Source organism: Rhodococcus sp. IEGM 1241 (assembly GCF_033142365.1).
Classification (GTDB): Bacteria; Actinomycetota; Actinomycetes; order Mycobacteriales; family Mycobacteriaceae; genus Rhodococcus_F; species Rhodococcus_F erythropolis.
In genome coordinates this window covers 179,983-199,809 of record NZ_JAWLSE010000004.1, presented here as the reverse complement: position 1 = coordinate 199,809, position 19,827 = coordinate 179,983, and the positions used below count along the sequence as shown (strand labels likewise).

Annotated in this window: 20 protein-coding genes and 1 riboswitch; of the genes, 10 read left to right on the top strand and 10 right to left on the bottom strand. The window is 62.5% G+C overall.

Annotated elements, in window-relative coordinates; genetic code table 11:
• Positions 1–96: 96 nt before the first annotated feature.
• Entirely contained in the window at positions 97–978 is an 882-nt protein-coding gene (locus R4P70_RS19305; protein WP_024487744.1) for an A/G-specific adenine glycosylase, read from the top strand.
• On the opposite strand, the gene R4P70_RS19300 is transcribed toward R4P70_RS19305, so the two are convergent.
• On the bottom strand, positions 975–1,997 hold the full coding sequence (locus R4P70_RS19300; protein ID WP_317831208.1) for a hypothetical protein: 1,023 nt from the start codon (positions 1,995–1,997) through the stop codon (positions 975–977). The two genes, R4P70_RS19305 and R4P70_RS19300, sit on opposite strands and share 4 nt — an antisense overlap.
• Before the next feature lie 70 nt (positions 1,998–2,067).
• Positions 2,068–2,880 (bottom strand): hypothetical protein, encoded by an 813-nt coding sequence (locus R4P70_RS19295; RefSeq protein ID WP_317831206.1) that lies wholly within the window; start codon positions 2,878–2,880, stop codon positions 2,068–2,070.
• Positions 2,881–3,266: 386 nt separating this feature from the next.
• Between R4P70_RS19295 and R4P70_RS19290 the strand changes: the two genes are divergently transcribed.
• Together R4P70_RS19290 and R4P70_RS19285 are read left to right on the top strand one after the other, a co-directional pair.
• Positions 3,267–5,885 carry a helix-turn-helix transcriptional regulator gene (locus R4P70_RS19290; protein WP_317831204.1) on the top strand — a complete coding sequence of 873 codons (2,619 nt, stop codon included), beginning with the start codon at positions 3,267–3,269 and terminating at the stop codon, positions 5,883–5,885.
• A 38-nt stretch (positions 5,886–5,923) separates the two neighbouring features.
• On the top strand, positions 5,924–6,349 hold the full coding sequence (locus R4P70_RS19285) for an HIT family protein (protein ID WP_019746817.1): 426 nt from the start codon (positions 5,924–5,926) through the stop codon (positions 6,347–6,349).
• On the opposite strand, the gene R4P70_RS19280 is transcribed toward R4P70_RS19285, so the two are convergent.
• Positions 6,334–7,071, bottom strand: coding sequence for an alpha/beta fold hydrolase (locus R4P70_RS19280; protein WP_029254422.1), 738 nt, complete (start codon positions 7,069–7,071; stop codon positions 6,334–6,336). The two genes, R4P70_RS19285 and R4P70_RS19280, sit on opposite strands and share 16 nt — an antisense overlap.
• Positions 7,072–7,116: 45 nt before the next feature.
• Between R4P70_RS19280 and mhuD the strand changes: the two genes are divergently transcribed.
• The 3 genes from mhuD (at position 7,117) to R4P70_RS19265 (ending at position 8,638) form a co-directional block, all read left to right on the top strand.
• Positions 7,117–7,425 (top strand): mycobilin-forming heme oxygenase MhuD, encoded by a 309-nt coding sequence (mhuD, locus tag R4P70_RS19275; protein WP_007726927.1) that lies wholly within the window; start codon positions 7,117–7,119, stop codon positions 7,423–7,425.
• Positions 7,426–7,512: 87 nt separating this feature from the next.
• Positions 7,513–7,652, top strand: a riboswitch (cobalamin riboswitch).
• Positions 7,653–7,676: 24 nt separating this feature from the next.
• Positions 7,677–7,871: a CbtB domain-containing protein gene (locus tag R4P70_RS19270; RefSeq protein WP_003945915.1), complete on the top strand. Its 195-nt coding sequence runs from the start codon at positions 7,677–7,679 to the stop codon at positions 7,869–7,871.
• Positions 7,862–8,638 (top strand): CbtA family protein, encoded by a 777-nt coding sequence (locus tag R4P70_RS19265; RefSeq protein WP_019746815.1) that lies wholly within the window; start codon positions 7,862–7,864, stop codon positions 8,636–8,638. Before R4P70_RS19270 ends, R4P70_RS19265 begins: the two co-directional genes overlap by 10 nt.
• Before the next feature lie 59 nt (positions 8,639–8,697).
• On the opposite strand, the gene R4P70_RS19260 is transcribed toward R4P70_RS19265, so the two are convergent.
• Positions 8,698–10,533 (bottom strand): flavin-containing monooxygenase, encoded by a 1,836-nt coding sequence (locus R4P70_RS19260; RefSeq protein WP_020968370.1) that lies wholly within the window; start codon positions 10,531–10,533, stop codon positions 8,698–8,700.
• Positions 10,534–10,673: 140 nt separating this feature from the next.
• Positions 10,674–11,819 carry a hypothetical protein gene (locus tag R4P70_RS19255; RefSeq protein ID WP_317831201.1) on the bottom strand — a complete coding sequence of 382 codons (1,146 nt, stop codon included), beginning with the start codon at positions 11,817–11,819 and terminating at the stop codon, positions 10,674–10,676.
• Between the two features lie 219 nt (positions 11,820–12,038).
• Between R4P70_RS19255 and R4P70_RS19250 the strand changes: the two genes are divergently transcribed.
• Positions 12,039–12,818 carry an acetoin reductase gene (locus tag R4P70_RS19250; RefSeq protein ID WP_020906092.1) on the top strand — a complete coding sequence of 260 codons (780 nt, stop codon included), beginning with the start codon at positions 12,039–12,041 and terminating at the stop codon, positions 12,816–12,818.
• A gap of 77 nt (positions 12,819–12,895) precedes the next feature.
• Positions 12,896–14,164 (top strand): GAF domain-containing protein, encoded by a 1,269-nt coding sequence (locus R4P70_RS19245; protein ID WP_317831609.1) that lies wholly within the window; start codon positions 12,896–12,898, stop codon positions 14,162–14,164.
• On the opposite strand, the gene R4P70_RS19240 is transcribed toward R4P70_RS19245, so the two are convergent.
• The 3 genes from R4P70_RS19240 to R4P70_RS19230 are packed head-to-tail and all read right to left on the bottom strand — an operon-like array spanning position 14,143 to position 16,900.
• Complete coding sequence (locus R4P70_RS19240; RefSeq protein ID WP_230091074.1) at positions 14,143–14,787, bottom strand: DsbA family protein; 645 nt, start codon at positions 14,785–14,787, stop codon at positions 14,143–14,145. The two genes, R4P70_RS19245 and R4P70_RS19240, sit on opposite strands and share 22 nt — an antisense overlap.
• Before the next feature lie 55 nt (positions 14,788–14,842).
• Positions 14,843–15,496: a response regulator gene (locus R4P70_RS19235; protein WP_019746809.1), complete on the bottom strand. Its 654-nt coding sequence runs from the start codon at positions 15,494–15,496 to the stop codon at positions 14,843–14,845.
• Positions 15,497–15,544: 48 nt separating this feature from the next.
• Positions 15,545–16,900 (bottom strand): sensor histidine kinase, encoded by a 1,356-nt coding sequence (locus R4P70_RS19230; RefSeq protein WP_113682073.1) that lies wholly within the window; start codon positions 16,898–16,900, stop codon positions 15,545–15,547.
• 24 nt (positions 16,901–16,924) lie between these two features.
• Here R4P70_RS19230 and R4P70_RS19225 point away from each other — a divergent pair, with 24 nt between their 5' ends.
• The gene (locus tag R4P70_RS19225; RefSeq protein WP_019746807.1) at positions 16,925–17,440 is read left to right on the top strand and encodes a DUF4352 domain-containing protein; all 516 of its coding nucleotides are present in this window, start codon (positions 16,925–16,927) and stop codon (positions 17,438–17,440) included.
• Positions 17,437–17,892 carry a hypothetical protein gene (locus R4P70_RS19220; RefSeq protein ID WP_317831195.1) on the top strand — a complete coding sequence of 152 codons (456 nt, stop codon included), beginning with the start codon at positions 17,437–17,439 and terminating at the stop codon, positions 17,890–17,892. Before R4P70_RS19225 ends, R4P70_RS19220 begins: the two co-directional genes overlap by 4 nt.
• On the opposite strand, the gene R4P70_RS19215 is transcribed toward R4P70_RS19220, so the two are convergent.
• Positions 17,893–18,327 (bottom strand): OsmC family protein, encoded by a 435-nt coding sequence (locus tag R4P70_RS19215; protein ID WP_003945839.1) that lies wholly within the window; start codon positions 18,325–18,327, stop codon positions 17,893–17,895.
• A 98-nt stretch (positions 18,328–18,425) separates the two neighbouring features.
• Positions 18,426–19,649, bottom strand: coding sequence for a TetR/AcrR family transcriptional regulator (locus R4P70_RS19210; RefSeq protein ID WP_024487747.1), 1,224 nt, complete (start codon positions 19,647–19,649; stop codon positions 18,426–18,428).
• Positions 19,650–19,827: the final 178 nt, after the last annotated feature.

Sequence of the window (19,827 nt, the reverse complement as noted above, 5' to 3'; positions counted from 1 at the left end):
CGTGTCGGCGACTGCCGATAAAGTAGCCCCCACAAGTCGACGTGTCCTTCGTCGACCAGGAGCACAGGTTCGAGGAGTGTGTCGGTAGCAGTGGCAGTGGCAGTGGAATCTTCGGTGCTACTGAAGTGGTACTCCGAGACGGCTCGTGACCTGCCGTGGCGACGCGAGGGCGTCAGTGCCTGGCAGATCCTGATGAGCGAGATCATGCTCCAGCAGACGCCGGTGGTGCGCGTTGCGCCCATCTGGGAAGAGTGGGTGGAGCGCTGGCCGGTACCGTCCGCGATGGCAGCGTCGAGTCAGGCAGAGGTGCTTCGCGCGTGGGGCAAACTCGGTTACCCGCGACGCGCGCTGCGGTTACACGAATGCGCGGGTGTCCTCGCCGCCGAGCACGGCGACGTGGTGCCGGAAGACGTCGACACCCTGCTCTCCCTACCGGGAATCGGTTCGTACACCGCCCGCGCCGTGGCGTGCTTCGCCTACGGACAGCGAGTGCCGGTGGTGGACACCAACGTACGACGCGTAGTTGCGCGAGCCGTCCACGGCAATGCGGAACCAGGCAATCCGTCCAACACGCGAGACCTCGCCGACGTCGCGGCGCTGCTGCCACGGACACGAGCGCGCGCCGCCACCTACAGCGCCGCTCTCATGGAACTCGGTGCACTGATCTGCACTGCGCGGACGCCGAACTGCGAGAACTGCCCTTTGCCGAACTGCGCGTGGGTCGCTTCGGGCAAACCGGCACACACCGGACCGCCCAAGAAGGTGCAGAAGTTCGCGGGCACCGATCGCCAAGTTCGTGGAAAATTGATGGCCGTTCTGCGCGAGAGCCACCGTCCGGTCGAACGCGCGCAACTCGACATCGTCTGGCCGACCGATCCTGGTCAGCGTGACCGCGCACTACATTCCCTGCTGGTCGACGGATTGGTCGAGCAGACCGATGACGGCCTGTTTGCACTGGCTGGAGAAGGTACGCCCTAGCCCACTCGCATCGGGTCGCATGCTTCTGCTGGTTCGACGGTCTGGGGTGGTGCAACTTCAGGATCCGAACGCCGAAACGCAGCGGGAACGACGGGTACCACCGGGTCGCAAGGCGGGAGCGTCAGGATCGGTAGGGCCGCTCCGGACGGTGGCCCGCTCGTCGGGTTCGCCGGCTCGGCGCCGACGTTCGGGCGATCAGTGGACACCGCTCGCGACCCGTCCGGCGACAGAGCGATCAGCAATCCCGTCAGCATGAGCAGGAGCGGCAGCACTATTGCCGCCGCCCACCGGATTCTGTTGACGGGCTGAACAGCCGCGCCGCCAGCGGACCTGACCTCACTCCCCCGACCGGCCGCTACCAGCGCAGCGCCTATCGCCAGTTGGGCGCGCTCGCCGAGATACAGGAAGCCGAGCCCCGCCGATTCGGCGGCTTCGGCGGACAACTGCCGTGACTCTTCCTTGCCGAGCATCGCGACGAGCATCTTGGGCACGGGGTCTCGTTCAGCGACGAGCAGGTCCAATGTCGCAGCAAATGTCGAGCTGTCTGTAAGCAACTCGGCGGTTGCGTAACGGTGCGCCGAGTCCACGACGCCGGCGCTCGGATCGATGGCAGCGATCACAGTCTCACCGCCGTCCGGCCAGAATGCGAGAATCGGCGAAATACCATTCAGGGCGTCGACCGTCCGCAAGTAGGCAATGCGAGCGTCCAGACCGTTGACCAACTCGATGTTCTCGAAAGTGCTGGAGGACAATGAACCCGGGACAAATTCGCGCACGTCCGCGCGCTCGCACAGCACTCCGAGGACGGTGGGGCACAGGTTCGAGCGCAGGGCCCGACCGGTGGCGACCTCGGCAGCGGAGGCGAGCGCGCGTGCCGACGCTTGCGCAGAGGGAACAGTCCCGTTCGCGCCCCACGGATGACGGAACTCGTCGATCGACCCCAGAAGGGGTGTGTCCGCATCTACGAGAGCTGTTGAAATGGAATTGTTTTCGAATACCACGCCCAGGCTTTCACGCACTGGATCCTCCATTGACTGTTTCCAACTGGTTCTGAACTGTTTCAGGTGTTGCTATCACTGTGGAGCTGTATCAGAACGTCAGGCCACCGACCGCCATTGCGCCTGGTTCCAACACCACGTCCACCGGCGCTCGGCCGTCGACCGTGACGCGATACGTCCCCGGCAGGAGTCCGACAAACGAGAAGCGACCCTCGAACGGTTTCACCGTCCGCGCTGTCGCGTGCCCGCATTGATCGACGCCGTTGATCACCACCGCCTCCGAGATGCCCGACGTCACCAGACCTGAGATCCGACCATCTGCCGAGACAGCTGTCCCCTGGTCTCTCCGACCACCAACAGAATTCCCTTGTGGATCACACACTCCCGGGGTGGTCGCCACCCGCACGGTGACATCGCCCGACCGCACGCGAGCCGCCCCTCGATCTGCGGTGACCAGTGCAGCAATCGATAGACCGTCGGCGTCTTCCCGCTTTCCCGCAGTCATCGTCGCTGTCCGGGTGAAGTACCGGTCCGCTTCCAGATTGCCTATCAGGCAATGTAACCCGAACTCGTCGACACCCGAGCCGTCTCCGCAGTAGTCAGGCACGGACGGTAGAACGAAACCTCGAGGCACCGGAAGCTGCACGACCACGTCCGAGAGCGGGTTGCCCCGGACGCCGATGTCTACGACATACGTCACCGGATCACCCTCTCGGACAATGCCGTTGGACGGTCCGGTATCGAGCCCTGGACCGTCACCGGGGTCGAAGGGCGGCGCACCGTCAATCGCCGTCAACTCGACGGTGAAGGGAGAAGCGGACTCTCCCTCGGCTGCCAATCGAACATCCGACTGCATCGGTAGCGCACCGAGCGCAGCTGCGCCGACAAGTAACACTCCTGTCACCACGACTACGCCTCGCACTCTTCGGGCGCACGCTCTCGGTCGGAGTCGGACCGTAACCGCCTTCGACCACACCACTGACAGACGAGTTCTCACGACACTCCTTCGATGGCCGACCCTCGGGGCCCGGTCGGGCACTCTCGACCAGATTTGGCGAATCCCGAGCTACGTTCAATAGAAGTCGCTCGAGGGACTCGAAAGCCAATGGTGACGGCATGATTATGTGGGTGAACTTCTCTCACCCGGGGTGAAGTCGCGGGTGAATTGCCCGGGATGACACGCTCTGGATTCGCACCAGCTACGCTCCTCCATGTAGATAGATGGATCGAGACAATCCGCCCAAATCCGCCAATTAGCGTGGGGCGTGAAAGCAGAAAGGGTCCGCGTTGATGTTCGGGAGGGACGGCCACGACTGGGCAGCTATTCCCGAAAGGCGCACTCTCACCGAGTCGATTCCTCGGCAAGCACTGTTCGCGAAACTGGATCGACGCGCCGCTCTGACCGTCGTCCGTGCACCGAACGGCCACGGGAAATCGTCGTTGATCGCATCGTGGCTGCGCGCCCATCTGGCATCCGAACGAATACTCGTCTGGGTCTCGGCCCCACAGCCCTCGTCGACACTCGAAGATTTCTGGGCCGTTGTCCTCGATCGAATCCACGCTGCCGGAATCGCACTGCCCGACGTCGACGATCTCGCCGATCCTTTCACCGCTGCCGCCAAATCCCTGAACGCCCTCAGCCGCCCCGTACTGCTCGTGCTGATCAGGCCGGATCTGATATCGGAACCAGAGTTGGACGATCAGTTGATCGATCTCCTCACCCTCTGCCACAACCTGGACCTCGTGGTCACGCTCTCGGGATTCGGCATGTTCGCCGAGCCATACCTTCTCGACACGGATCACGAGGTCATCGGCGCCGATGAGCTGTTGTTCACGACATCCGATACCGCCCAATTGCTGGAACAGGCGGGGGTGCGCACGGCTGAGGGTGATGCAGAACAAATCACATCCCTGACGGGTGGGCTGCCCGCATTGGTTCGCGCCGCAGTCGCCGCCGTCAGGGACTCACGTAACAGCAACCGTGAGCGGGAGATCAAAACGAACACCGCGCAAGCGATAGACGATTACGTGACTGATTCCGTTCTCGCCACCGCTGAGCGCCTAAAGCAACATGAGTTCCTACTCGCGACCGCCTTTGGTCGATCGATCACCGTCGGCGTCGCCACAATGCTGTTCGAGTCCCAGCGCCCTGACACTGCCGAAACCGTTCATGAGATCCGCTCGCGGCTCGTGACGCTGGAGACAGCCGGCTTGTTGTCGCGCGTCGAGGCCGAAGCCGACGAAACATGGGAATTGCCTCCCGCCATTCGACGATCGATACTCGCGCACCACACTCGCGTGGGAATCGATCCGTCGCAACGTCTTTCATTCCTCGCTCACAATCGACTCGACAACGGTCATCACGCGTCGGCGCTGGACTACGCGGTCGAGGCACAGAACTGGACCCTGGCAGTAGACATCGTCGAACAACATTGGGTGACGATGATCGTGCATAACCTGGACTCGGTTCGCTCCGCCCTCCAACGGATTCCGGCGGAAGCTGCCGACAAGCACTCGGCCGTTGAGGCCGGGCGTGCCTTGTTCACGATGCATCCGAGCAAGCGATCCACGGCAATCGACTTGCTACCCGAATCGCCGGCCGAACTGTGGGAACTCGGCGCCCAACCCAGCGCGAAGGACGCCTTGAGCATCGCCTGCGTTCAATCGATCATGCTCAGGATGGCCGGTGAATACGGGCTCTCGGCAGAGACCACCAGGCGGCTGTCTCACCTCAGCCGCAGTGCGCTGGAAAACAATCCGGAAGCGGTCAGCGCACAACTCCCCCTGATGCGACTTCAATGGGCGATCAATTTTCAATTGAGCGGCAGGTTCACCGAATCCACGATCAAGGCTCGAATGGCATACCACGGCGCCCTGTCTCACGGAGTCGACTTCATCGCTCGCAACTCTGCGGGTAGTGCCGCCCTGAATTGGGCTTTGGCAGGTGAGCCGCGGCAGGCCAGACACTGGTTCGAACTCGAACAGAAGCATCCTGACCCCGGGGGCTGGCTCGAACCTGTAGTCAAGATCGCCGGCTTGACGGCACGGGCTCTCGCCGCTCTCGACACACTCGACTTCGGTGACGCACGTATCGCACTGACCGAACTCGGCGTTCCGTCCGACACCGAGGAGCTATGGGCGTTCGTCGTCTATGCGCACAGCCAATTCGCCCTGACTCAGAGCAGTGCATCTTCCGCTCTGCCCTTGCTCCACAACGCGATTGGAGTGCATTCCAAGCAGTACACGGCCACGTCTTTCGCGCTTCCTCTGCTGCAATCCGCAGAAATCGATCTCCTGCTCGCACTCGGCGAGGGAAACAAGGCGACGGCTCTGGCCAAGGAAATCGCCGATCCTGCAGCCAACCCGTGGACGCTCGCGTCGGTGGCGCGTTTACGTCAGCGAATCGGCCAGAACGAGGCCGCTGTGGCGCTGTGCCATCAGTTCGACTGGTCTGGCGAATCCTATCCGCGGGCACAGATGGAATCGCTTCTGGTGCAAGCGGTTGCACACTCCGAGCTGGGTGAGCCACGCCTCGCCTCTCAGGAGTGGTCCAGAGCGTGCAGTATCGCGGACCAAACCGGACTTCTGCGTCCGTTCGCGACCATCGGATCGGCGGACGTCGAGAAACTCGAATCGATGGCAGTAACAAAATCGCGTGCACTCGCCGAGTTCTCGAAAAGTGCTCCTGCGGAATCATTTCCGGGATCCGTACGTATCGTGGAGCTGACCGAACGCGAACAGAAGGTCCTCTCACTCCTGGCGCTCGGCATGGGATCGGCCGCGATGGCCGACAAGCTGTACGTGTCCGTCAACACCGTCAAGACTCAACTGCGCACTCTCTACAAGAAGCTCGACGTACACAATCGAAACGAAGCGATCACGAAGGCACGTCAGCTGCGCCTGCTGTAGTCCCGTGTCGGATCTGATTCGGACTACATTCTGTAGGCATGAGCACCGATACCTGTGTCTTCTGCAAGATCGTCGCGCTGACCGAGCCGGCGATTCTCGTCCACGAGAGCGAGACGACTCTTGCATTTCTCGACGCCCGACCGGTGAGTCGCGGACACACACTGGTGGTCCCCAAGCGTCATGCAGAAAACCTCGATGCTCTCGAAAGCCACGAGGGCGCAGAGATGTTCCGCGTCGGCACGCTCATCGCCGGAGCTCTACGCCGCTGCGACATCGCCGCTGACGGAGTCAACTTTCTCGTCAACGACGGGCGTGCCGCGGGCCAAACCGTGTTCCACTCGCACCTCCACGTCGTCCCCCGCCATCGCGGCGACAAAGCGAAGTTCGCTGCCGGACTCCTGGCCAGGCGAGCCGTCGAACTGGAGCAGGTGGGCGCGTCGATCCGCAGTCAGCTCACCGTCTGAAGGAATTCCGTCACCACTTCGCGATAGCGCTGCGGTTGATCGTCGTGAACCAGGTGGCCTGCGTCGGCAATACGTACGTACCGAGTTCCCGGCCTCTCGGCCATCTCTCGCATCTGTCCCTCGGGGGTGATGGTGAACTCTCCCTCGATCAGCAAGGTCGGCACGTCGATCGCCTTCCACTGATCCCAGAAATGCCTCGTGCCCCACTCCTCCGAGATGTCGCGGAAGGTCGACACCTCGCCGTGCAGGTACCACCCGTCGTCGCGGCGGTCGAAAGAGTCGAGAAAGTACTGGCCGGCGACGGGCCCGAAGAATTCCTTCATCGCGTCCTCGGAAGCAAACGGCTGCGGCCACGCCGAGATCATCTGAGCCCAATCCGCGGCGGTGCGTCCGCGAAAATCCGGAGCCATGTCTTCGAGGACCAGTGCACAAACCTTTTCGGGATGCGATGCGGCGAAGCACCACGCGTGCAGAGCCCCCATCGAATGGCCGATCACGATCATCGGCTCCTCGATGGACGCAACGGCAGATGCCAGGTCGTCGACGAATGCCTCGGTGGTCAGCTCTGACGGCGCGGGCCGGCCGTGACCGGCGGCGTCGAACGTGTAGACGTGGCCGAACTCGCGGATCCACGGCACCTGGCGTCGCCACGTCCTCGAGCTGCCCATGAGGCCGTGCAACAACAGAATCGGTTGTCCTGTTCCACCTTCGTCATGCAACACGAGTGTCACGGTACGCGGTGAAGGTGCGCGGGTAATGTCGCTTGCATGGCAGTCGTGAAGATCAATGCAATCGAGGTCCCCGAGGGCGCCGGCCCCGAACTGGAGAAGCGCTTCGCAGCACGCGCTCATGCAGTCGAGAACTCCCCGGGCTTTCTCGGATTCCAACTCCTCCGCCCCACCGCAGGTGAGAGCCGCTACTTCGTGGTGACGCAGTGGGAGTCCGAGCAGGCGTTCGCCGATTGGCGTGACGGCCCTGCCCGCGAAGCCCATTCCGGCGAGCGTGCGAAGCCCGTCGCTTCGGGTGCGTCGTTGCTCGAGTTCGAAGTTGTTCTGGACGTCGCCGCAAAGAGCTGATCTAGAACGATTGTGCCCGCCTTGGCGGGCACAATCGACGGTCATCTCGGCTTACGCGTTGACACGGTGCGGGCAGTAGTGCAAAAGTTCGCATGTAAACGCGATGGTCCGACAGGAATCCGGTGAAAGCCCGGAGCGGTCGCGCCACTGTAATTCGAGGTGAAGTGCCTTTTTCGGCACGACTATTTCGACAGCCAGACACTTCGGCCATCGCATGGACCTAGGGGACGCGAAAATCCCAGGAGGCTTCGATGGCTCTCGCCTATTCTCCCGATACGTCGATCGATTCGACTCGTCTTGCTTTCCTCGCCGCTGCAGTAGTTCTGTTCGCGATGCTCGCTCTCTACCTGGTCGGATTCGACCAGGGCGCTATCTCTCGCACCGGCATGTACATGCATGAATTGATGCACGACGGTCGACACTTGATGGGCCTGCCGTGCCACTAGTCGACAATTTCACGAAGCTTCTCATTCGTGGTTTGTTGGCTGGTTTGATCGCAGGCATCCTTGCCGGCGGAGTTGCATTCGTGCTGGGTGAACCGCACGTCAATGCCGCCATTGCGATCGAAGAAGCCAACAGCGCCACCGGTGAGGTTGCCGGCGAAGCCGCTGGGCATTCGCACGGTGACGAAGAAGAACCACTGGTGAGCCGCGACGGGCAGCGCGCCGGGCTGTTCCTGGCCACAGCGCTGGCCGGACTGGCACTCGGGGCGATCTTCTCGGTCGTTGCCAATTACGCTCGACGACTCACCGGAATGTCCGGGCCGTTGTTGGCGATCACCATCGCCGTCGGTGGTTGGCTGGCCATCGAGGCCGTGCCCTTCTTCAAGTACCCGGCCAATCCGCCGGCCGTCGGAGATCCCGACACCATCAACCAGCGCACACTGCTGTGGCTGGCCGCCGTGATTCTCGGGCTACTGTCCGTCACCGCGGCAGCAGCGGCGGCAAAGGCAGTTTCCGGGCACGAGTTCCTCAGCGTGCGCATCGCTGCTCCGGTGGCTGCGTTCCTGGTGATCGCCACGATCGGTTACGTCTCGCTTCCCGGCATCAACGAGGTGGGCGAGGACTTCCCGGCAACTCTGCTGTGGGAGTTCCGACTTTCCTCGCTCGCTACGCAGGCGACGCTCTGGCTCGTACTCGGGTTGGCATTCGCCTTCCTCACCGAGCGCGCGACCAAGAACACCGAAGTAGCAAAGAAGTACGCCCTTCGCTGAACCTGCTGTGCGCCTTTATTAACCGCGGGCGGTTAATAAAGGCGCACAGCAGTTCTATTTCAGCTCAGATGATGCACTTCCTGCAGTCCGTACACCGGCGTCGGGATGCCCTCGTAGCGCGCCTTCAACTGCAACGCCAAGTACAGCGAGTAGTGGCGCGACTGGTGCAGATTGCCTCCGTGGAACCACAGCGCTTCCTGCTGCGTCGGCTTCCACATGTTGCGCTGCTCGCCTTCCCACGGTCCCGGATCCTTGGTGGTGTTCGACCCCAGGCCCCACACCTTGCCGACCTTGTCGGCGGTGTCCTGGCCGATCAGATCCGCCACCCAGCCGTTCATCGAGCCGTAGCCGGTCGCGTAGACCACCACGTCGGCAGGCAATTCCGTACCGTCTTCGAGGATCACGCTGTTCTCGGTCAGCTCACGAATGTTGCCGTGCGCGAGCTTGATGTCCCCGTTCGCGACCAGTTCGGCCGCGCCGACGTCGATGTAGTAACCCGAGCCGCGTCGTAGGTACTTCATGAACAGACCTGAACCGTCGTCGCCCCAGTCGTGCTCGAAGCCCGCCTTCTCGAGGCGATCGTAGAAATCCTTGTCGCGCTCACGGATTGCGTCGTACACCGGGATCTGGAACTCGTGCATGATCCGGTACGGCAGCGAACCGAACGTGAGGTCTGCCTTGTGTGTCGTCATGCCCGCGGCCAGTGCTCGCTCCGAGTACAGATCGCCCAAGCCCAAATCCATCAGCGAATCCGACTTCACGATGTGCGTCGAGCTGCGCTGCACCATCGTGACGTCGATGCCGTTCTCCCACAGTGCGCCGCAGATGTCGTGCGAGGAGTTATTGGCCCCGATCACGACGACCTTCTTGCCCACGTACTGATCCGGGCCGGGGTGCTTGCTCGAGTGGTGCTGATCGCCGAGGAACTTGTCCTGCCCGGGGAACGTCGGAACGTTGGCCTTGCCGGACATACCCGTCGCCATCACCAACTGCTTGGGACGCAACGTCAGCTTCTCGCCGTTGCGGTTGACCTCGACGGTCCATTCCTGGGTCTTCTCGTCGAACGACGCGGAGGTGCAGGTCGTGGAACTCCAGTACGGAACCTCCATGACCTTGGTGTACATCTCGAGCCAGTCGCCGATCTTGTCCTTGGGCGCGAACACCGGCCAGTTGTCGGGGAACGGCATGTATGGCAGGTGGTCGTACCAAACCGGATCGTGCAGGCACAGCGACTTGTAGCGGCCGCGCCACTGGTCGCCCGGCCGCTCGTGGCTGTCGATCACGATGGCCGGAACTCCGAGTTGGCGCATCCGGGCACCGAGGGCGATGCCTCCCTGTCCGCCGCCGACGATCACGACGTAAGGCTGTGTGGTGTAACCGAGTTCGCGATCCTCGATCTCCTTCTGCTCGGCCCACGTGATGCGGTTCGGGTCTGCTCCGTGCTTGGCGCCACGAGGCCGGCGAGTGCCCTTACCTTCTTCGTGTCCCTTCAATTCCTGCAACGACGTCAGCAGGGTCCAACCTTCATCTCCTTTCAAACGAAGGTGCCCGTGCGCGCGACCGGTTGCAGTCTCGAATTCGATCCAGGCCGACGTGACGCCGTCGGCTTCGTCGGGTGTCTCGGTGGTCCGGAATCCCGAAGGATCGGTGTCGTCGAGACGCTCGGAGAGCATGTCGGCAATCTGCTCGCGACCTTCGACGGTCTTGATGTTCCAGGTGAACGACACCAAGTCGCGCCAGAAGCTGTCGAGTGCAAATTTGCCTGCCACACGCTCGATGTCACGAGCCGCGAGGGCCGACTCGAAATCCGCCAGCCAGGCGTCGACGCGTTCCTGAGGTGTCACCGCCGTCAACTTCACCTCGGGGGTGACTGCGGAATCGATGGTTTGCGTCATCACTTCTCCTTGTTTGTGAATGTGACACACAGCACATCCCATAAGTGGCCCCGGTCACAAGCGTTGCAGTCTGTTGCAATCAGCGGGCGCGGTGCCGCCGCCCGATACCGGTTACCCGCACCGATGTGCGGGCAACCGACTCACCCCTCAGTAGGCTTGAATTTGCCGAGTCCCAGCGACTGAAATCCCACGACGTAGAACAGCGTCCACAACACGGCCCAGTCCACGAAACCCAGTGCATTGCCGTGCAATCCGTCGACAACTGCCGGCTCGTGAAGAATGTGCTCTGCCGCAAAGCGGTAATAGAACAAGAATGTGACCAACGCGAGCGCAAACGTGAGCAGCGCGCGGATCGCCAGATTGACCCCGTCCGAAAAGCCCGTGGGCTTGTTACCGAAGGCGTTGGCCCAGAAGATCATCCAGAAGGCCCAGCACACACCGAGCTGCGCCGGGAACTGATGGACCACACCACCCAACTCGGCAACGGCATCGCTTCCCACAAGTGCCTTCACCACTGGAAGCGCCACGAAGTACAAGCCGGTTCCGACGGCGAAGTTACCGATCGTGGCTGCGAGCGCCGTCTTACCCCCGCCGCCGAACAGTCGCCACGGCCAGTTGTCGAGCGTCTGGCCAGTCAGGATCACGACCACCACGACGCAGTAGAACCATCCGAGTGCGGTGTCGACGGTCATCAACGGATCCGTGGCGGACAGCGACACGGACGGCAGACCGAACACGAAGTACAGCGCCAGCGTCGGGACGGCGACAAACGCGATCTCACACAAACCCACCAACGGCTGCTTCATCCCTAGGGAAGTCCACGGCCAATGCTGCCAGTTCAGGACCACCATCACCCAGGTCCCGAAGCCGAAGAGCACGAACAGCGCACCCGCGAAATATCCGAGGCCGCCCTCACGATCGGCCGCGAAATCCGGGTACAAACTCCCCAAGCCGTTTGCCAGGAGCCACGTCACCACGACGGCGAAGACCGCGGTCGCGACCATGATCGCCAAGCCTTTCGCCGGCTGTGGGAGTCGATCGAAGCCGGCGAACTCGCAATTGAAGCCGATGAACACAACAAAAAGGATTGCCCAGAAAAGCGCCGCGTTGAACGGCAGAGGATAGAAACTCCAGGGACTGGTGGTCGGATCGGCCAGAAGGTACCAACTCGCCACGGCCAGCACGAGAACGATCACGAGGTTCGCGATCCCGAACCCGATCCAGCGGCGTGACGGTTGTCGGCTCGGCGTGGCCGGTTCCGTGGGTGTGTCGACTGTAGCGGTCATGTGCCCTCTCCCAGATTGTCTCGCAAGATGATTCGCGAAGTGGTGGCGCAACTATGGAACCGTCGCGCGGGGTACCGGGAGGGTTGCCGAGGGTTGCAACCACTGTCCGATTTTCCGGAATTGCAACACGGTGCAACCCTTCCGCATTGTGGTCGCCGTCACATACAAATCACTCACCGGTTCACAACCGACTGGTTCACTGCTTACGAGGAGATCTGCATGAGCATCACGGGCAAGGTAGTACTGGTCACCGGCGCCGGCCAAGGAATCGGACGCGGAATCGCTCTCCGCCTCGCCCACGACGGCGCCGACATCGCGTTGGTCGACCTCGACCAGACCAAGCTGGATGCGGTTGCCGACGAGATCAGACAGATCGGTCGTCGTGCGACGACGTTTATCGCCGATGTCAGCGATCGCGCGCAGGTTCACGCCGCAGTCGAACACGCGCACAGTGAGTTGAGCGGATTCGACGTCATCGTCAACAACGCGGGAATCGCTCTCGTCGGCCCGATCTCCGATGCGACGCCGGAAGAGGTCTCCAAGATCTGGAGCGTCAACGTCGACGGTGTCCTGTGGGGAATTCAAGCCGCAGCGGCAAAGTTCCAGGCGCTCGGTCAGCGCGGAAAGATCATCAACGCGTCGTCCATCGCCGGTCATGACGGGTTCGCCATGTTAGGTGTTTACAGCGCAACAAAATTCGCGGTCAGGGCCCTCACTCAGGCTGCGGCCAAGGAATACGCGTCCGACGGAATCACCGTCAACGCGTACTGCCCCGGCGTCGTGGGCACCGACATGTGGGTGACGATCGACAAGAGGTTCGCCGAGTTGACCGGTGCGCCAGAGGGCGCCACCTACGAGAAGTTCGTCGGCGGAATTGCGCTGGGTCGAGCTGAAACCCCCGACGACGTAGCCGGTTTCGTCTCTTACCTCGCTGGGCCCGATTCCGACTACATGACCGGGCAGGCCGGTCTCATCGACGGCGGTCTCGTCTACCGCTGACCGAGGTGTCTTCACTGAAAGCGGCGTCTTCGCTGAAAGCGGTGTCTTCACTGAAAAAGCGGTTGCCAGAGCCTGCGATGCCGCCCGGCGAGGATCCTCGCGACTACGCGAGGACCCTCGCCGCGGTGTACGACGCGACGATGGCCGGAGACCGCGCACCGGCCCGCCCAAGGGACGTGGTGCGCCAATCGTGGCAGCGCCTGCGCGAACTCGGTATCGATCCCGAGCACAGCCGGGTCGAACCGTCGATGGACGTCGCCGAACTCGATCTCCGTCGTCGTGAGTCCGGACTGTACGACGTACTCGACGACGTGACACGCGGACTCGAATCGGTCACCGCGAGCGGTGAGAACATCATGGTCGTCGCAGACCTTCGCGGAACTGTACTGTGGCGCAGCGGTTCCCATCGCGTACTGGACCAAGCTGCGCGTCTGGGATTTGTCGAAGGGGCGAACTGGGCGGAGGACAGCGTCGGCACCAATGCCATCGGAACGGCATTGGTGTCACGACAGGCGGTTCAGATCTTCTCGGCGGAGCACTATGCGCGCAGCCATCATCCGTGGACGTGTGCGGGGGCGCCCATCCGCGATCCGCGGGACGACCGTGTCATCGGCGTCGTCGACATCAGTGGTCCTGCCAAGACCGTCCATCCCACGACGCTCGCTCTGGTCGACGCCGTCGCACGCCTCGCTCAATCACACCTGCGCGAAAAGCATCGGGACAATCTCGATCAACTACGTTCTGTTGCAGGGCCGATGCTTGCACGCAGCGGATCACCCGCATTGGTGATCGACACCCACGGATGGGTAGCAGCGGTCGACGCGTTACCTCATCGCTCGCGCGTGCTGCTCCCCGCAGCTTTGGCTCCCGGCAGGACATGGTTCCCGGCCCTGGGCCTGTGCGAACTGGATCCGCTTCCCGGCGGGTGGCTGGTTAGGCCGATCACCACCGGCGAGAGAATCAGCGCGCCCACGGTGCATATCGATCTGCGCGATTCCGAGAACATGTCGGTGACCGTCACGTCGGGTTTCGGCGAATGGGCATACGCCCCCACCCAACGACATGCGGAGATTCTGTTCCTCCTCGGATCCGAGAGACGGGGACTGACTGCATCTCGGTTGGCGCAAGATCTGTTCGGCGACCCCGCCCGCACGGTGACCGCGCGGGCCGAGATGTCGCGTCTGCGAAAGAACCTCGCCGGAGTTGTTGCAGCGCAGCCGTACCGGTTCGTCGATGCAGCGCACGTGACGTTGTCCTGCCCCGTGAACGGCGCACATCTGTTGCCGTTTTCGAACGCCCCGGCGGTGCGTGCCGCTCGCCTTTCTCAGGCCGGTTCGGAGGCCTGAGTAAGCAACTGCAGAAACACCTCTTCGGGCTGAGCGCCCGACACGGCAACCGCACGGTTGGCGACAAAGAACGGAACGCCGCTGACCTGCAGTTGGCGGGCCATGGACAGATCTTCGCGGACAGCCTCCGCTGCGGCATCGGAATCGAGTTGCTCGCGCACGACATCGGCGTCGAGGCCGACGCTCACGGCCAACTCGACCAGCACCTCACGGTCGTCGATCACCAAGCCGTCGCTGAAGTGCGCTTTGAACAGCGCTTCGAGGAGTTCGTTCTGCCGCTCACCCGCGAGATGCAGCAACCTGTGCGCATCAAACGTATTGGCGGCGATCACGGTTTCGAAGTCCAAGGTCAACCCGACCTCGGCGGCCGTCGCGCTGACGTGGGCGAACATCTGACGTACCTGATCAGGCGCCATCCCCTTCATTTCGACCAAGGCGTCGAGTTCGGTTCGGCCCTCTCCCACCGGCGTCTCCGGCGCGAGCTGGTACGAGCGCCAGATGACGTTGACGCGGTCCTTGTTCTCGAAACGATCCAGCGCCGAGAGGAACCTGGTCTTTCCGATGTAGCACCACGGACAAGCGACGTCCGACCACACTTCGATGGTCACGTCTTGGTCAATCACGATTTGATCAGTCACCGAAGGTGCAACAACGAACAGGGTAGGGATTAGTCCCGAGTCACGTCACAAGGCCACACCGGAACGCGATCAACGATGCACTCACGCGGTTGGGCACACCCAGCTTGGCGAACAGCGAAGAGATATGCGTCTTGACGGTGGTCTCACCGAGGTACAACCGCTCCGCGATGACGCTGTTGGCCGCGCCTGTCGCCAGGATTGTCAGCACTTCGCGCTCGCGCTCGGTGAGCGAAGCGAGCGGAGTCTGATCGGGCGCTTGCCGCCGCGGCGACGAGGCCACGATGGCGCGCAGAGAATCGCAACTGAACAACGAGTGGTCCGACGCCACTACCCGCACTGCCTGCTGGAACGCCTGCGGAGCTGCGTCCTTGCTCAGGAAACTGTGCGCGCCCGCCTCGACTGCCTGCACAACCATGTCGTCGACGTCGAAGGCGGTCATGGCAATGACCTTCGGCGGATTACTCATGGTCATCAATTCACGCGTGGCCTCCAAGCCACCGACCCGTGCCATCTTCAGATCCATCAGCACCACGTGGGGACGAAAACGAGTGACCTTGGCTGCGACCTGATCGCCGTCCTCGGCCTCGGCAACCACCACGATGTCCGGCGCTGCTTCCAGGATGTCCTTCATCCCGCGCCGAACCCACGCGTCGTTGTCGACGATCAAAACTGTGATGCGCGAGTCAGCGTCCATAGTGCGCTCAGATTACCCAGAGCCCCCGACAGTTAGAGGGTGGGAGGGCTACGACGACCAGGGCACCCAGCAACTGACGAGGAAATCGTCCCCCAACGCGCCTGCCTCCACCTTGCCGCCGATCTCTCGCGCCTGTTCGGCCAACCCGCGTAGGCCGGATCGAGAACCGATCGACGTCATGGGTGCAAGCTCGCTCAGCTTGTTGCGTGCGAGGATGCGGATTCCGTCGTGCGGCGACCCGGTCACGGAAATGACGAGCATCTGGTCGCTCGCGTACTTCTGGACGTTGGTCAACGATTCCTGAACGACGCGATAACAGACATGCCCCGCCAACATTCCGACATCACCCGGGAGCAACTCGGATTCGAGACGGCAGTGGATGCCTGCCGCGCGTGCACTGTTGACCAGGTTACCGATCGCGTCGATCCCCTGGTGCCCACCGTGTTCGCGGCGATCACCGCTTCCCCTGAGCACTCCGACGATTCCCTTCAATTCGTCCAAAGCCTCGTGGGCGGTGGTTCTGATCATCGCTGCGGTGTTGACGACCTTCTCGGGATTGTCTGCCGCGCTGACCTGCAACCCGCCGGCGAACAACGAGATCCGGCTCAAACTGGCCGCGATCGTGTCGTGCATGTCGCGAGCGATCCGCGTTCGTTCCTCGGTGCGAATCATCTCGTCGCGCATCACGTCGGTTTTCTCGGTGGCCAGATCCCGTACGTGCTCTGCCTCGACGAGTTCGGTTCTGGTCCGAATCAGGAGCGAGAGCGCCACGACAATGCCGACCATGACGGCAGCGACGAGCCACGGGATCCAGATGGCGACGTCGTATTGAACAACCACCGAACCGTCTTTGGGTTTCGCGGTGCCCATCGTGAGAACGGAGTACTCACGATTTCGAAAAGCGTCGTAGGTCAACGAAATTCCGCACACGACGAAGACAGCTGCCGCGGATGCTGCAAGCCGAGGCCCACGCGCGATCCGAGCAACGGCGAACAACGCGATGAGCGCCGCCGTCGCATCGGTGGGGAAGAACAGCGGGCCGACCAGCGTGATCGCCAGAACCACCCAGGGATGTTGATGGCGCCAGACAAGCGATATCCCACCGGCCACGCCCAGGACGAACCCGATCCCGACCAATGCCGGTGGCATATTTCCCGACGCGCCTGCGATGCCCACCGTCATGAAGGAACAGAAAAGGCTGAATGCGACGGCGGCGGTAGTCCATACGCGTCGTCGCACAACGGTTCCTTTGGTGGTGATCACCGAGCAAGCGTATCCACCGCCACCGACGCCTCGAATCAGCCGAACGGGTGGACGAACCGTCAAGCTCCGACCGAAAGGATGAGGCTCCCCGATCTTTCGACCGAAGCGGTGAGCGGTCCCCACATCGTTGACTTGTGCCATACCAACTCTCGAAAGGCGCACATCATGCGATCACTCCGTACTCCCCTCGCCCTCCTCGCCGTCGGCGCAGCCCTGTTCGCAACCATCGCCTCGGGCGAGACCGACGAAGCGAAGAAGGTCGACGACAACGGTTCTTCCGCCGCACCCGCGGCTGCCTTCGGCATCGGTGACGTCGTCGAACTGGGCGACTGGCGCGTCCAGGTACACGGCGTTGTCGATCCCTATGTCTCGACCAATCAGTTCATCACCGCGGATCCCGGAAACCGCTACGTCGTGGTCGACACCGAGGTCACCAACAACAGCGACAAGCCGTCGACCGTGTCATCGATGATGTGCTTCGAACTGCAGGACTCGACCAACAAGTCGTACAACATCACGTTCACCGACAGCAGCACGTCGAGTGTCGACGGAGAGCTTGCGCCGGGTGCAGCCAAGCGAGGCGAACTGGCGTACGAGGTCCCCGAAGCCGCCACCGGTCTTCGCCTTCAGTTCAAGTGCGACCTGTTCTCGTCCGGCTCGGCAACCATCAACCTGTCGTGAACCGCCCGGGCGATCTGCTGCTGAGTCCGTGGGCGCTGGTCTCGGTGTCCGTCATCTTGGTCAACGACCACGTACTCAAAGGGGCATTCGGGAACACGATGACGGGCAAGCTGTCCGACGTCGCCGGCGTGTTCCTGTTTCCCTTGCTTCTGCTCTCGGTTCTCGAGGTGCTCAGACGAAAGCTGGCGGGGCGAGCAGCGATCGCCTGGTCCATCGCGGTCACGGGCATCGGCTTCGCCGCGGTGAAGACGGTCTCGCCGATCGGCGACGCGTACGAGTGGGTGATCGGGTTTTTCCGCTGGACCGCAGGAGGATTCCGCGGCGAGCTCTTGCCGATCGTGGTCTTTCGTGATCCCTCGGATCTTTGGGTGCTCCCGATATTGTTCGCAAGCTACCTGGTCGTCACACACAACCGCACTCGGGCGCCGCAGGGGCGCCCGAGCACGAGGTGATCAGTCCAGTGCCGCATCCAACGTGATGTCGACGCCGGTCAGTGCCTTGCTGATCGGGCACGTTTCCTTGGCCGCCTGGGCAACCTTGGCAAAACCGTCGGCGTCGAGGCCGTCGACCTCGGCGCGAACGGTGAGCTTGATTCCGGTGAGCTTGAAGCCGACCGTGTCGGGGCCCAGCGACACGTCTGCGGTGATGTCGAGGCTCTGCGGGGTTCCGCCGGCCTCGGCGATCAGTGCCGACAACTGCATCGCGTAGCAGGACGAATGTGCCGCGGCGATCAGTTCTTCGGGGCTGGTGGTTCCGCCGGCTTCCTCAGCTGCGCGCTTGGGGAACGACACATCGAAGGTCGCGACACCCGAGCTGGTGAGTTCGACCTGTCCCGACCCGGCTTCGAGGGTGCCGTTCCAGGCGGTGCGTGCGGTACGAGTTGGCATTGCTGTCCCTACTTCCGTCTTCACATGATTCGGTGAACGCCTTGCGATCACGAACCTACCCGCGATACGTGAAGTCACACCTACTGTTTCGGACTGCGCTACCCCAGGAGAGTCGCGGTCAACAATTTCTCGACGCGTGCTTGCGCGGAGTTCTCCGAGGAAAAGTGCACGATCCTGCCGATGTCGAAGACCAGACCGAGCGCCGCGTGGACGAGGAACCGCGCTTGGACGATCGTCAACTCCGGCCGCGCCTCGACGCACAAGTGCGCCCACTCCTCCACGTTGAGCCGCTGAATGTTCCGCAACTCGGTCCGCGACCGGTCCGGCAAGCTGCCGATCTCGGCGAAATAGACTGCCAACAGTTCGCTTCTGCCGAACGACACCTCGACGTACATCTTGGCCAATGTCTCTACGGCCGCGAGTGGTGTCTCCGACTCCGCCAACGCCGAACCCAACGTCATCGTCAGGCGATCGGACGCCCGATAGAAAGCCGCGGCGAGTAGATCGGCTTTGCTCGCGAAGTGCCGGTACACGCTCGACGCGTTGATACCCGCTGCGGCGCCGATCTCCTCGATACTCACGTCGTGATAGCCGCGCTGATCGAACAGCAATACGGCTTCCTGAAGCAGCACTTCACGTTTCGATGTCCGCGCAAGACCGGGTTTGCGTTCGGGCGCCGCTTTCTTCCCGCTGTCCTTCGCACCAACGGGCAACTCGACGCCGATGACCGACCAACAAGCTGCGAGAATCAACGATTCGATCTGCTTGGCGGACAACGCCGATCGATGACCGGTGATACTGGCGATCACGCTGAGCACAGCCGGTGCGATCAGCTCGACATCGGCCGGGTCCAGTTCCGGGCGCACTGCGGCCAACGGCCCGACAATCCGAAGATTGAGCGTGCGCATTCCCGCCCGCAATTGCTCACGATCCTCGTCGACCAGGTACCGGCCCTCCCAACGGTAGAGCCCTCCCCTACGCCGATTCTCGATCGTCGCGCGGATGACCCCCACCATGGTGGAGTTCAACTGCTCGCGTGGATCGTCGTTTCCGTGTACCGCGGGATCGCTGGCATCCAGCAACGCCTGGGTCAGGTTGTTCACCGTGTAGACGAACAGCGCGTACTTCGTGGGGAAATGGCGGTAAAGGGCCGGCCCGGAGATTCCGACCTTCGCGGCGATCTCGTCGATGCCGACCGCGTGGTAGCCACGTTCACTGAATGCCTCCGCAGCAGCGGCCGCGATTTGCGCCTTCCGATTCTTCGGACGCGTTCGTGGTGCAGAGCCACTGCCGCTCACGGAAACGCGTGTCTGTCCGGGCACCTGACCCTCCACTTCCGTTGCTTTCTTCCACTGCCTTCGTCCGCTGCACCGCACTTCTACGGGCGCGAGTCCGAACGGACCATGTTAACCGTCGCGAAGGTCGCAATTCGCGCCCGGTACGGCTTCACCCGAAACCCTACAACGCGGCTGTCACTGCGGACGGATTCCGGAGAAAGAG